The organism is Leucobacter albus, assembly GCF_039528015.1.
Lineage (GTDB): Bacteria > Actinomycetota > Actinomycetes > Actinomycetales > Microbacteriaceae > Leucobacter > Leucobacter albus.
The window spans coordinates 57,196-70,474 of the sequence record NZ_BAAAKZ010000016.1 but is presented as its reverse complement, the minus strand read 5'-3'; the positions used below and the strand labels follow the sequence as shown (position 1 = coordinate 70,474).

Sequence of the window (13,279 nt, the reverse complement as noted above, 5' to 3'; positions counted from 1 at the left end):
AGTAGGACACCGCCGAACATTTATTGGGAAAGCCCCGGAGCAATTGCGCTCCGGGGCTTTCGTCATTTCCGGGGCAGTTTAGATGCTGCGAAGGCCTTCGACGACGTATCGCGCCAGTGTCGTGTGCGCTGCCGCGCTGTAGCGTGCGAGGCCCAAGGGTGACGGCTTGATTTCATCGGTGAGCGCGATCTCCACGACGCCGTCGTTGCGCTGCCCCGGGCCGGTCGACAGCCGATGATGCATGATCGAGAATCCGTGCCCGCCCGCGACGTATGCGCGCACCAGTTCATAGGAGATTGCAGATCGAACGATCTTGGGGTGTGCGCCAACAGAGCCGAAATAGGCTGAGTACCGTTCGGCACTGTGAGACGTATCCATGAGCACGAAAGGGTACTCGCTGACTTCGCGCAGCGATATTCCGGCCGCGGGGTCTCGTTCGCCAAAGAAGCCGTCTGCGGCTATCACATGCGGTGCGAAGCTATCGATCTCGTCGAACTGGTAGCGAGAATCTAGGTTGGCGTCGTAGGTCAACGCCCAGTCGATTCTCCCAGCGGTGAGCGCCGTTGCGAGCTGCTGCAGGTCGCCCTCGATGAGCTCCACGCGCTTCAGGTCGCAGAGCGGCTCGAGGATACGCAGAATGTGCAGGGCGAATCGTGGAGCAAGCGGGGTGTAAATGCCGATGCGGAGCTCTCCGATGAAGGCTTCTGTCGAGGTGGCGAGCGTCATTCGGGCGAGTTCCTCGACCACGTAGCGCGCGTGCCCCGCAAGGGCCACGCCACGCTCGGTGAGTCGAACACCCTTTCCCGTATGGCGCACCAAGAGCGGTGCGCCAATGGTTTTTTCAAGGTTTCGTATCGAGCTCGACAGCGCTGATTGCGAGAGGTGGAGCGCGCTGGCCGCGCGAGAGATGCTCAGAAACCTTGAGACCTCAAGGAAATGCTGCAACTGCGCTGTTGTTGGGAGCATCGGTGCGACGAGGTGCTAGCCGGCCAGCCGATCGAATGCGGGGCGCGCTGCGCGCGCACTCGGCAAGAGCTGTTCGATCGCCCGCGACACTGTGAAGACCATGCGTTCATCATACGGGTGGCCGATAACCTGCGCAGAGGTTGGTACACCCGATGGCGACACTCCCATGGGGATAGCCATCACGGGGCAACTGTTTGCGATGTTGAACGGCAGTGTCATGTGCGCCTTCATCAGCAGTGGTACGTGAACGCCGTCGACGTCGAAGCCGGCGCGAATGTCTTGTTCGGCGGCAAGCATCTCTGCCCCCTGCGTTGGGGTGATCATCACATCGAAGCCTGCCATTGTGCCAGCAATCTGCTGTTGCACGGTGGCGTCAGCGCGCAATGAATCGATCAGGCTCGATGTTTGCGCCGCGTGGGCGGAATCGTGCAGCACCTCATGAACGTAGTCGGTGGCGGCCCCGGGGTCGTCTGCGATGCTCTCCGCTATGACCTGGGAAATGATCTGCCCAAAGTGCATTTGCGCGGTCTCGATGATGGTGTCGCTCGAGAAGGGAAATGATACCTCGGTGACCTCGGCGCCCGCGCGGCGGAGGGCCTCCGCGAGCTCAGCGAAATCGGCCGAAACGGCGGCGCTCACTGGGAAATCTCCCGCGTGCATATCCATCGCGATGCGCAGCCCAGACAACTCGGCGCTCAACCCCAGAAACTCGGGGGTGCCGTTCGGCCCCCAAGACCGGTGATCGGTCGGGTGCCTCCCCGCAAGAACCCCGTGGAGCAGGGCCATGTCGTCAACCGTGCGCGCCAGGCCGCCGTCTCCGCGATAGGTGTCGGCGCTGAGCGCGCCTACACCTGGCACCCTGCCGTAGGGGGCCTTGTACCCAAGCAAACCGCAAAACCCTGCGGGTACCCTCGTTGATCCACCGATGTCTGAAGCTGTTGCCAACACCGTCATGCCAGCGGCAAGGGCCGCAGCGCTTCCGCCGGAGGAGCCCCCAGGCGTAGCAGCGAGGTTCCACGGGTTTCGCGTGGTGCCCCAGAGCCTGGAGTGCGTGAAGGTGCTCGCCGAGAACTCCGGCGTGGTGGTGCGGGCGTGAATGATCGCTCCTGCGTCGCGGAGTCGAGTGATCAATGGGTGGTCGGCCTCGGCGCGGCGCTGCGCCCACGGCGCGTACCCCTCGCTGTGCCGCATTCCTGCGAGGAAGTGCTTCTCTTTCGCGGCGACCGGAACGCCGAGAAGCGCAGGCGGGTCGTCGCCACTGCGTCGACACTTTGCGAATAGCTCTTGGGCCGCTCGCGCCGCAGCCCGCGCTTCATCAGGGAAGACCTCAGTGAGGGCATTGATGCCGCGCTCCCGGTCGCCGTTGTGCTGCTCGATCTGTGCGAGCACGCTGTCGACGACGTCGACGGGAGAAAGCTCCCCTGATAAGAAACGAGGGCGAAGCGAAGTCGCCGTTTCAAAAGCCAGCTCTTGCGTAGGTTCAGTCATGTTCATGCCTCTTGCTCGTTCATCTGGCGGCGGTGTGGCGACCCAACGGGCGCCTTGAGGGGGTGGGTCTCGGGCACACTGCCAAAAATCAAGAGCAAGAGAATCACCGCCGCGAAAGCCGCCGCATAGATGCCGGGAGCGATCGCCTGGCCGGTCACGCCAACCAGCCAGGTAGCGAGCAGCGGGGCAGTGCCACCGAACAGCCCGTACCCGATGTTGTAGCTCAGCGCAGCCGAAGTGAACCGAACCTTTGTGCTGAAGACCTCGACCGCAAACGGGTAGGCGCCTGCCGAGAACACGAGCACGGCAAGGCCGAACAGCAGTTGCCCAGCGACCCCCGATGCCATCGTGCCGCGGGACAGAATGAAAAAGGCGGGGAGAGCCAACAACACGGTTGCGGTCGCCCCGAAGAGCATCATCGGGCGGCGACCGACCCGGTCGCCGACGAGGCCGAGCACTGGCGTCGCGGCGGCGATCACGAGAATGGTGATTGAGGTGACCGTGAGGGTCTGCATGTGGGTGAGGCCGGCGGTGGTCTGCAGGAAAGCGACGAGGTACCCGCTCGTGTAGTAGAAGCCCAGGGCGATGAGACCGGTGAGCAAGATCACCTGCACCATTGTGCGCACCTGAAGGCGTGGCCTAGCAGGCTTCGCGGAGGGGCTGGCGGCGGCGGCACGGCTCGCACGCAGAAACTCCTCGGACTCCTCGGTGCGGCTCCGAATCCACAGGCCGATGAGCGAGAGCGGTAGCGCAGCCACAAACGGCACCCGCCAACCCCACGCCGCGAACGCCTCCGCGCTCATGTTGCTCTCGAGGAGCAGCAGGAATACCGAGGACACCACCACCGGAATCGAGGAGGCTGCCAATACGACGCCGAGCCAGAGCCCCCTGCGACTCAGCGGTGCATGTTCGAGCGCGAATGTCGGCGCGCCAACGGATTCGCCACCTGCCGAGAACCCCTGCACGAGGCGGAAGAACAGCAACGCGAGGGGCGCGAGCACGCCTATCTCGGCGTAGCCAGGGAGCAAGCCAATCCCTGCGGTCGCTACCCCGATCAGGAGAATCGTGACGAACAACACGACGCGCCGGCCGCGGCGATCACCCATGCGGCCGAAGAATAGGCCCCCGAGGGGCCGAACGAGAAAGGCAACACCAAACGTTGCAAACGTAGCGAGGAGAGCCAGCCACGACTCACTCTCGGGGAAGAAGACGCGCGAGAGCGTGACCGCAGATATTGAGTAGAGCCCAAAATCGTAGAACTCAATGAACTGGCCGACAGCGCCGCCGAGGAGCACTCGGCGCTTCATTTGGCTGTCGGGTGCCGGAGAGGGGCTGGGCGAGTGCGCCGCTTCGGCGGCGGGAACGGGGGGATCGACCTTCATGGTGTTCGACATGCGAGCCTCGTCTGCGAGTTCGTGAGTGCAGGCAACTTGCCGTGCAGGTGCGGTCGACGGTGACGCGCACCGCTAACAGTATCGATGGATTCGACCCGACTGTTCCCGCTGAGAATCTGCATCGCACACATCGATTGAATCGATGACCCGCGCCGGTCGAGGGGAGACCGCCCGCAGCGGAAACTGAGCAAGCGGATCCGCCAGATGGCGTGCGCGATCGCCACGGATCCGCTAGACTATTGAGGTTTGTGTTCGCGAGCAATTGCGGCCGCAACAACACCGCACGCCGGATCGGCCGGCGAAGCGGGAGAACGGGCGCGAACGCGTTCGTTCGGTGAAAGGAAACAATCATGGCAAAAGCCAAGAAGGTTACCGGTCTGATTAAGCTTCAGATCGCAGCCGGCGCCGCCAACCCGGCACCCCCCGTGGGCCCGGCTCTGGGTCAGCACGGCGTCAACATCATGGAATTCTGCAAGGCGTACAACGCTGCAACGGAATCCCAGCGCGGAAACGTTGTTCCCGTAGAGATCACTGTCTACGAGGATCGTTCGTTCACCTTCGTCCTGAAGACCCCGCCTGCTGCTGAGCTCCTCAAGAAGGCTGCTGGCGTGCAGAAGGGCTCGGGTACCCCGCACACCGTTAAGGTTGCGAAGGTTACCGCTGAGCAGGTTCGTCAGATCGCCGAGCAGAAGCAGGCCGACCTGAACGCGAACGACATCGACGCAGCAGCGAAGATCATCGCGGGCACCGCTCGCTCCATGGGCATCACGGTCGAGTAAGGGTACGAACATGGCACAGAAGTCGAAGGCGTACCGCGCCGCTGCCGAAAAGATTCAGGCAGACAAGTTCTACACTCCCGCTGAGGCAGTAGCCCTGGCAAAGGAGACCGGTTCGGCTAAGACCGACTCGACCGTTGAGGTTGCAGTTCGTCTCGGCGTGGACCCCCGTAAAGCCGATCAGATGGTTCGCGGCACCGTGAACCTGCCCCACGGCACCGGCAAGACCGCACGCGTCATCGTGTTCGCTAACGGTGCAGCTGCCGAGGCAGCTATCGCTGCTGGCGCTGACGAGGTCGGCGGCGACGAGCTCATCGAGAAGGTGGCCGCAGGCTACACCGACTTCGATTCGGCAGTCGCTACCCCCGAGCTCATGGGCAAGGTCGGTCGTCTCGGTAAGGTACTGGGCCCCCGTGGTCTCATGCCGAACCCGAAGACCGGCACCGTCACGATGGATACCGCTAAGGCTGTCACCGACATCAAGGGCGGCAAGATCGAGTTCCGCGTCGACAAGCACGCTAACGTGCACTTCATCGTCGGCAAGGCTTCGTTCTCGGTTGAGCAGCTCAACGACAACATCTCGTCGGTGCTCGACGAGATCGTTCGCCTGAAGCCCTCGTCGGCCAAGGGCAAGTACGTGCTCAAGGGCGCTGTCTCGACCACCTTTGGCCCTGGCATTCCGCTCGACGTCTCGGGCCTCTAAGCCCTAGGCGTTTGGGCCCTGGCCCGCGCACAACACAACCCCCTCCGGTGTTCCGGAGGGGGTTTTGTGGTTTTTGGGCGAGCGGGCGGGGGGCGCGGGTGGGCGCGGGCGGGGTGCTTGGCCGCGTTGGCGGGCAGGGCTGGGCGCGGCGCACGGTGGGCGCGGGGCTCCCGCGCGGTGTGGTGGGGCGGCGTGGCTGGTCGGGCGGAGCGTGTGGGTGGCAGCGGCCGTGGTTGGGTGAACCCCGCAGTTGCCTCCGAGCCGGGTGGAAGTTTCGGGAGGTAAGGGGGTGGGGTCGGAGGGAAGTATGGGGTTGGGTGCGGGGCAGCGCCGTCGCGGTGCGGGGCCCGCACCCAAGGCTGTGCCACGGATACGGCAAGTTGTGCACAACCGCAGCGAGTGCGCGCGCCCTGGCGTGTCTCTGCGTAGGATAGTGGCATGCCCGTCGCCGCTCCCCATACTCCTGTGCGCGAGGGCCAGATTGGCATGTGCAATGAGTGAGCAGAAGCAGCTACAGCCCCCGGGAATTCCCGGTTTCTCATATGTTCGCCCGCTCGGCTCGGGTGGCTTCGCTCGCGTGTACCTGTACGAGCAAGATATGCCGCGCCGCGTGGTCGCGGTGAAGGTGCTCGACGGCGGCGCGGGCACGCCCGATGCCGCGCGCCTGCGCGAGGTCTTCGAGGGCGAGGCCGACGTGATGGCGCGCCTGGCGAGCCACCCCTCGATTGTGACGATTCACCAGGCGAGCATTTCGCTCGACGGCTCCCCCTACATTGCGATGGAGTACTGCCCCGCATCGATGGGCGCCCTGACGAAGGGCAAGCCGGCGGCGCTCGCTGACGTGCTTGACGCGGGGGTGCGGATCGCGGGGGCACTGGAAACCGCGCACCGCGCGGGTGTGCTGCACCGCGACATTAAACCCTCGAACGTGCTGCTCACGACGCTCGGCAAGCCAGTGCTCGCCGACTTTGGTATCGCGTACGTGACCCAGCGCGGGCACGCGGAGGAGGCGGAGGTCGCGATGTCGATTCCGTGGTCGTCGCCCGAGGTGCTCGAGCTCAAGGTGAGCGGCTCGGTGTCGAGCGAGGTGTGGTCGCTCGGCGCGACGCTGTATTCGTTTGCCGCGGGCCGGTCGCCCTTCGAGCTGCCCGATCGCAGCCAGAACTCGCGCTCGAAGCTCTCGGAGCGCATCATGAAGGCCGTGTACCCCGCGGTGCCAGGGGCGCAGGGCTATGAGCCGTTCGACGAGGTGCTGTCGCGCGCGCTCAGGCGCAGCCCCGAGGAGCGGTACCCGTCGATGACGGCCTTCGGTGAGGCGCTCCAGGGGCTGCAGCGCCACTACGGTTTCGACGTGACGCCGCTCGAGGTCGTCGCAGAGGCGTGGCTGCCGCGCACGGAGGCGGTTGCCGCCGGCACACGCGGCCCCGTGGTGTCGAGCGTCGGCCGCGTGACCCGGGCGGCGGCGCGCGCCGAACACCTTGCGCAGATGCGCGGCACCGACAAAGATGGCCTTGTGCTTGATCGCCAGACAGGCTCGCCGTTGAAGGCGGGGCTCATCGGTGCGGGCATCGCGGTCGCAGCGGTGGCGGCAATCGGCGCCGTCATCTGGGCAATCGTTGGAGGTTCTGCATGAGCGCTCGCACCGCCCCCAAGCGCCGGCCGCGGCCGGAGCGCAACACAGACGCGAAGACGCGCGGCAGGTTCGCGCGCGCCCGCGGCTGGATCGCCGGCGGTGTGATCGGCGCGGTCGTGGTGACCGTCGCGGTCGTCGCGCAGGGCTTCGACGCGCAGGAGGTGCCGCGGCAGGAGCCTTCGGTGTGGGTCGCGCGCGACGCTGGGCAGTACGCCAGGGTGAACACCGAGACCGGCGAGATCGACACAGTGCGCAAGGTCTCGGAGCCGAGCGGTGTGGTGCAGGCGGGCGCACGCAGCGCCGTGCTCACGAATGGCAACGGGCGGGCGTGGCCCGTCGACCAGGCCATGTCGGTCGACTTCACTGACCAAGACGACGCCGCTGCGAGCGGCGCTGAGACGAACGACGACGCGGCGAACGACGACGCAGCAAACGAAGCGGCCGAGGGCGCGGCGGCAGAACAGGCCGCGGCTGATGCAGGGGCTGGCGGATCCGCGGCCGCCGAGGCAGTGCGCCTGCCCGACGGCACCCGCGAGGTGCTCGTCGCCGGGAACTATCTCATGCTGCGCACCGAGGCAGGCGCGGTCTACATCGGCACGCTTGGCGAAGACGCGGCCGCGGGCGACGGCGCCGGCGGCACGCTGGGCGCGGGCGCGGCGAGCGTCGCGGGCGGCGAGGCGGCGACCGCCGAGCTGACCGCGCGACTGCAGTCGCTGCGGCAGATTGACCCGCTCGCCGAGGAGGCGGCGGCCGAGCGCGCCGCCGCGGAGGAAGCGGCGAGCAAGCAGGCGGCGAAGGCCGCCGAGAGCGGTGCCGCGAAGACCGACGCCGAGCAGCCGGAGGGCGCGGGCGATGTCGACCAGCTCGGCGTGCGCGTCGACGCGATCGCGCTCTCGGAGAGCGGCGAGGCGGCGCTGTACTCTGCGAGCGACGGCACCATCTGGCGCTTTGACGCGCAGCGCGACGACTTCACGGGCGGCGCGGAGCAGCTGCCGAAGGCGGCGGAGGGGCTCACGGGCGCGCAACTCGCGCTCGTCGCCGACGACTGGGTGCTGCTCGACGCCGAGACCGGCACGCTGTGGCGGCAGGGCGCGCGCGAGGCGACGCTCGAACTCGACGGGGCCGCGAGGCTGCAGGCGAGCGGGCCGGGCGACGGCCGGGGCGCCGGCGGCGGCACCGCTGCGCTCATTGCCGACGTGTCGGGCCTGTGGCGGGTGCCAGCGCAGGGCGATGCCGAGCGGATCGCCGAGGCGAGCGGCACCCCCGCGCAGCCAAGCACCGTCGACGGCACGAACTATGCGGCGTGGGTCGGCCAGAACAGCGGCGAGCTGTGGAACTCCGACGACGCGGAGACGAGCGAGCTCAGCTTCGACGAGGCGGCGAAAGACCTCGGCGAGGTTGCACCCGTCTTCTACACGAACGGCGACCGGGCGGTGCTCGGCGAGTCGCGCACCGGCATGCTGTGGACGCTCCCTGCTGGCAGGCTCATTCCGCTGTCGCAGTGGACGATCTCTGACCCGCCGAAGGAAGACCAGGGCACCGTCGTGGTCGAGGAGGTCACCGAGCAGGTGCCGCCGACCGCGGTGAACGACGCTTTCGGGGTGCGGCAGGGGGAGCCGGCGCCGCTGCCGGTGCTGCTCAACGATTTCGACCCGAACAAGCGCGACGTGCTCACGATCGTGCCAGAATCGCTCGGGGAGTCGCCGCTGCCCAGCGAGTTCGGCACCATTCAGCTCATGCCCGACGGCCAGTCGCTCATGGTGCAGCCGACCGCGCAGGCGACCGGCACGGCGACCTTCAGCTATCGCGTCTCTGACGGCGCGCTGAGCTCTGAGGCGGCCACCGTCACGCTCACCGTTGTGCCCGAGGGCACGAACACGGCACCCGAGTGGTGCCCGGTCGAGGGCTGCCAGCGCGCGTGGGAGGTGCCACCGATCGCGCCGGGCGGCACGCTCGTGTACCCCATTCTTGAGGGCTGGGTTGACCCTGAGGGCGACCCCATGATGCTCGCCGAGGTGGAGTCGCTGCGGCCAGAAGACCCTGCGGCAGCGATCGTCACCGCTGACGGCCGGCTCGCGCTGCGTCACACCGATGTCAACGCTGGCGCTTCTGAGCTCATGCTGCGCGTCACGGTGCGCGACGCGCACGGTACCGAGCAGCAGCGCGACCTGCAGGTGTCGGTGCAGCCGGGCGCGGTCGCCGAGTTCCAGGCAATGGCGACGACCGTGAAGGTCGGCGACCCGACGATGCTGAAACCGCTTGAGCGGGTGGCCGGTGGGTCGGGCTCGTTCCAGCTCATCGACGTGACCGTGCAGAGCGGATCGGAGCGGCTCACGGCCGTTGCCCGCACCGCCGATGGCCGCGTCGAGGTCACCGCGACCGACGCCGGCGAGGCGCTGCTGTCGCTCGGCGTACGCGACATCATCACCGGCAACGAGTTCACCGGCGTGGTGCGGGTGACCGCGACGCCGGGTGCCGCGCCGCTCACGCTACCGCCGCTGCGCGCATTTGTGCGCCCGCTTGCCGACTCGACCGTTGAGATCTTGAACGCCATTCCCGGCGGCAGCTCGCGCTCGGTGTCGGTCGTCTCGGCCGAGGTCACCGACGGCGACCTGCGCGCCGATGTGATCGAGCACTCGCGGGTGCGAGTCGCCGGCTCGACCCCAGACGGCGGCCCGGGCCGGGTGGGCTCGGTCGACGTCACAGTGTCAGAGGGCTCGGTCGGGGCAAAGGGCCGCCTCACCGTGTTCCAGGTGCCAGAGGCCGGCATGAAGGGCGCCGTGGCCGTCGCCGATTCGGCGACGGTGCGAGCCGGCGCCGTCGTTGACATTCGGGTGCTCGACAACGACGTTTCGGCGCCGGGCGAGCGGCTCATTTTGCACCCCGAGGTGACCGGCTCGGGCGCCGAGGGCGAGCTCGCGTTTGCGTCGGGCAGCACCCTGCGCTACCTGGCGCCCGAGCAGCCGGGCACCTACAAGCTCAGCTACACGACCTACGGCGCATCGAACCCCGAGGCCGGCGACGTCGGCAGCGTCACGGTGACCGTCGTGCCGCGCGGAGCGAACCAAGACCCGCAACCGGCAACCCTCACCGCCCGCGTCGCCGCTGGCGAGAAGGCGCGCGTCGACGTGCCGCTGTCTGGCGTCGACCCAGACGGCGACCGGGTGCGGCTCGTGAGCGTCGACGCGGTCTCTGACCCGCAGATCACCGCGAGCATCGCCACCACGGGTGCCGCGATCGAGGTCTCGGCCGCGGGCCAGGCGACCCCCGGCGTCACGAGCGTGAGCTACACGGTGCGCGACGGCGAGGGCGGCAGCGGCAAGGGCACGCTGCGCATCATTGTCAGCCCCGCGACCGAAGACACCGGCGCGCCGATCGCCTCGAGCGACTACGTCAGGCTCGTGCGCGGCTCGGGCACCGAGGTGTCTGTGCGCCCGCTCGACAACGACATTGACCCAGCGCACGGCTCCCTGAAGATCGTGTCGGTCGTGCCGAACTTGCCGGGGGGCGAGTCGAACCCCGACTACAAGCGCGCGAAAGACCGGCTGAACCTCAAGCAGATGAAGCAGGGCGTCGTGTCGATCGCGCCGGGCGAGGAGCTCGGCACGATCTCATACCGCTACACCGTGAAGTCGTCGGTGTCGTCGAGCACCGCAGAGGGGCTGCTGCTCGTGCAGACCTCTGAGCGGGTCGGCGCGCAGGCCCCGCGCATCACCGACACCGTGCTCAACGTGCGCGAGCGCAGCGAGCTTGCAAAGGGTGGCGTCGACGTCATCACCGACAAGGTGCGGTGGTCGGCCGGCGACCCAGCATCGCTGAAGCTCTCGCTGTGGGCCGGCAACGCCGGCAATTACCGCGTGAGCGGCGACTCCATCGTCGGCGAGTACAACCCAGACGGCGACCTTGTCGCGTTCGAGCTGTCGGGCCTCGACCCGTCGGGCACCGAGGTATCGAGCTTCGGCTTCTTGATCATTCCGCCGCTCGACGAGCTGCGGGTGACGCTGAAGCCCGGGCTCGATCCGCTCACCGTCGACGAAAACAAGTCGGTCGACGCGAGCCTGCGCTCCTTCCTCGACATCACGGCGAGCGACCGCGTCGAGCTCGCGCAGCAGGCGTTCCCCGTTGGCCGCGCGCAGGCGAGCTGCAACGCGGTGTCGCAGACCGACATCAGGTACGAGGCGGGCGGCGAAGAGCCGTGGGCCGACTCGTGCCTCGTGAGCGTCAGGCTCGTCGGTCAGAAGAGCTGGACGCTGCTGCCGGTGCCAGTGTCGATCGTGCCGCGCGCACCGGTCGTGCAGCTGAGCGCGCTCACCCGCACGGTGCCGCCCGGCGGCGTCGAGACGATCGACCTCACCGACATGATTCAGTGGCAGGGCAACCGCGCGGGCGACGTGTCGAAGCTGCGCTTCTCTGTCACGGGCGGCGGGTCGCTGTTCGAGGTGCAGCAGTCTGGCACGAGCATCACCGTCGACGCCCGCGCCGACGCGGCGCCGGGCAGCCAAGAGGGCCTCACCGTGTCGGTGTCTGGCGCTGGCGAATCGCTCGCCCCGCTCACGCTGCGGGTCGGCGAGGCGCCGCGCGAGCAGCCGCGCGGCGGCACCGTGAACCTCACCTGCACCGTCGGGTCGAACTGCGCGATCGACGTCATCGGCGCCGGCGGCGAGTACGACCCGTTCGCGGGCAAGCGCGGCGGTGGCCTGCAGCTCGAATCGGTGAGCGGTGCCGCGTGCACCTTCGGCACCGTGAGCCGGGCGAGCGAGCGCGGCGTCGCCGTGTCGTGGCCCGATAATCGCGGCCCCGGCGGGCGCTGCACCGTCGGTTTCACGGTGCGCGACGCGCAGGGTCGTATCGGCGAGGGCTCAATCGAGCTCGACGCCCAGGGCGTGCCCCGCGCGCCGGCGAGCCTGAGCCCCCAGAGTTTCACGGGAAACAGCGTCACCTTCGTTGTCGAGCTGGGAGCCGCCCAGTCGGCCCACCCGGCGGTGTCGGGCGTCGAGGTGTCTGGCGCCGGCTCGAGTTCGTGCAGCGCCGCTGGCCCTGCCAGCTACCAGTGCGTCGTCTCAGGCCTCGAGAACGGTGCGCAGCACTCGTTTACCGCCCGCGCGGTGAACAGCGTCGGCGCGTCAGACCCGAGCAGCGCCGCAACGGCGTGGGCGTATCAGGTGCCTGACGCGCCCAACGTTACGCAACCAGTGAGTGTCAGGGACGACCGTGTGACGCAGCAGACGGGTGTGATCGAGTTCTCGATCTCGGGCAACTCAGACGTCGGCGGCTTCAGGGTGACCGTTGGTGGCACGACGACCGACTACTCCGGGCGAAACATCGCACAGACGAGGCTCGCTGTTCCGACGGGGTCGCAGACGTTCTCGGTCGTGCCGCTCAGCAGGTTCGAACCGCCGCAGGGCGCCCCGACCGAGGGAGCGATTACGACGCAGACCGTCGTCGTCGCAGGGAGCCCGAACCCCGGGTCAGTGAACTTGAGTTCGCCGGGCGGCACACAACTCACAGCCTCGGTGAGCGGCAGCGGCGCGAACAATGCACCCGAATCGAGCCTGCAGTACGCGTTCACGGGTCCCGTTTCTCGGTATGAAGAACCGCCGGCGTGTTCTGCGGGGATGGCATACAGCGGAAGCAACAGCCAAACCTTCCAGGTGCGAAACAAATACACGCGGTACAAGTTTCGGGCGTGCGTTTCGAACAGCGTCGGCTGGTCAGACGCCGGGGTAGTGGAGGGCAGCCCCCAGGGAGTTGGCGGCGAGCCGATACCGGAGCCAACTGGCAACTTCGATTACTCGATTTCGCAGGAGCCACGCGTGATCAACGGCGTGCGCGCAGAATACAACGTTGCCTCTGAGGTGACGCCGCAGGTCACTGACGAACAGTTGCGCTTGGAGTACGAGTTCGGTGGCATCATCAGCAACGCCCCGGTGCGCTCGGCCGACGTGGCTGCTGCGGGAAGCGTGAGGCAGTGCCTGATCGAGGGTGAGGGCTGTTCGAGATGGGTGCCGATGCGTGCATTGACGGCGCCGACTATCGCCTGGGCCGAGGTCGGGCAGGCCTGCGTGCCTGAGGGAAATGCGCTCGGCGTGCTCAAGATCTCATCGGCCGCCGCCCCGTTCGCCGCCGCCACCGGCGACAGCACGGGTAAGGTGACGATCACTTGGAGCGGGGCGTTCGGGTCGCTTGGCCAGGCGACCCTGCAGGGCACCCCGTGCGCGCAGCCACCAGACCCGTCAACCGAGAACCCGCCCCCGGCGGGTTAGCCAGAGCCCAAGCCCCGGCGCGCCGGTACGACCCGGCAACACCAGCGCCACTCAGC

At 67.7% G+C, this 13,279-nt stretch carries 7 protein-coding genes and 1 pseudogene; 4 read left to right on the top strand and 4 right to left on the bottom strand.

Going from position 1 to position 13,279, the window contains the following annotated elements; all coding sequences use genetic code 11:
* Positions 1-78: 78 nt before the first annotated feature.
* The 4 genes and pseudogenes from ABD115_RS15035 to ABD115_RS15025 form a co-directional block, all read right to left on the bottom strand.
* Positions 79-726 (bottom strand): LysR substrate-binding domain-containing protein, encoded by a 648-nt coding sequence (locus tag ABD115_RS15035; protein WP_343962342.1) that lies wholly within the window; start codon positions 724-726, stop codon positions 79-81.
* Positions 727-786: 60 nt separating this feature from the next.
* Positions 787-966, bottom strand: a pseudogene (locus ABD115_RS16660) (helix-turn-helix domain-containing protein); the annotation flags it as partial.
* Between the two features lie 15 nt (positions 967-981).
* Positions 982-2,454: an amidase gene (locus tag ABD115_RS15030; RefSeq protein WP_343962340.1), complete on the bottom strand. Its 1,473-nt coding sequence runs from the start codon at positions 2,452-2,454 to the stop codon at positions 982-984.
* Positions 2,455-2,456: 2 nt separating this feature from the next.
* Positions 2,457-3,848 (bottom strand): MFS transporter, encoded by a 1,392-nt coding sequence (locus tag ABD115_RS15025; RefSeq protein ID WP_343962338.1) that lies wholly within the window; start codon positions 3,846-3,848, stop codon positions 2,457-2,459.
* A gap of 350 nt (positions 3,849-4,198) precedes the next feature.
* On the opposite strand from ABD115_RS15025, the gene rplK reads away from it, so the two are divergent.
* The 4 genes from rplK (at position 4,199) to ABD115_RS15005 (ending at position 13,223) form a co-directional block, all read left to right on the top strand.
* Positions 4,199-4,627 carry a 50S ribosomal protein L11 gene (gene rplK / locus ABD115_RS15020; protein ID WP_343962336.1) on the top strand — a complete coding sequence of 143 codons (429 nt, stop codon included), beginning with the start codon at positions 4,199-4,201 and terminating at the stop codon, positions 4,625-4,627.
* 10 nt (positions 4,628-4,637) lie between these two features.
* Positions 4,638-5,327 carry a 50S ribosomal protein L1 gene (gene rplA / locus ABD115_RS15015; protein ID WP_343962334.1) on the top strand — a complete coding sequence of 230 codons (690 nt, stop codon included), beginning with the start codon at positions 4,638-4,640 and terminating at the stop codon, positions 5,325-5,327.
* 493 nt (positions 5,328-5,820) lie between these two features.
* On the top strand, positions 5,821-6,960 hold the full coding sequence (locus ABD115_RS15010) for a serine/threonine-protein kinase (RefSeq protein WP_343962332.1): 1,140 nt from the start codon (positions 5,821-5,823) through the stop codon (positions 6,958-6,960).
* Positions 6,957-13,223 carry an Ig-like domain-containing protein gene (locus tag ABD115_RS15005; RefSeq protein ID WP_343962330.1) on the top strand — a complete coding sequence of 2,089 codons (6,267 nt, stop codon included), beginning with the start codon at positions 6,957-6,959 and terminating at the stop codon, positions 13,221-13,223. The genes ABD115_RS15010 and ABD115_RS15005 overlap by 4 nt, the downstream gene beginning before the upstream one ends.
* The last annotated feature ends 56 nt before the right edge of the window (positions 13,224-13,279 follow it).

Excerpts from the sequence above, each read along its gene's own strand:
- ABD115_RS15035 (WP_343962342.1), bottom strand. The coding sequence starts at position 726 with ATGACGCTCGCCACCTCGACAGAAGCCTTCATCGGAGAGCTCCGCATC.
- ABD115_RS15030 (WP_343962340.1), bottom strand. The coding sequence starts at position 2,454 with ATGACTGAACCTACGCAAGAGCTGGCTTTTGAAACGGCGACTTCGCTT.
- ABD115_RS15025 (WP_343962338.1), bottom strand. The coding sequence starts at position 3,848 with ATGTCGAACACCATGAAGGTCGATCCCCCCGTTCCCGCCGCCGAAGCG.
- rplK (WP_343962336.1), top strand. The coding sequence starts at position 4,199 with ATGGCAAAAGCCAAGAAGGTTACCGGTCTGATTAAGCTTCAGATCGCA.
- rplA (WP_343962334.1), top strand. The coding sequence starts at position 4,638 with ATGGCACAGAAGTCGAAGGCGTACCGCGCCGCTGCCGAAAAGATTCAG.
- ABD115_RS15010 (WP_343962332.1), top strand. The coding sequence starts at position 5,821 with ATGAGTGAGCAGAAGCAGCTACAGCCCCCGGGAATTCCCGGTTTCTCA.
- ABD115_RS15005 (WP_343962330.1), top strand. The coding sequence starts at position 6,957 with ATGAGCGCTCGCACCGCCCCCAAGCGCCGGCCGCGGCCGGAGCGCAAC.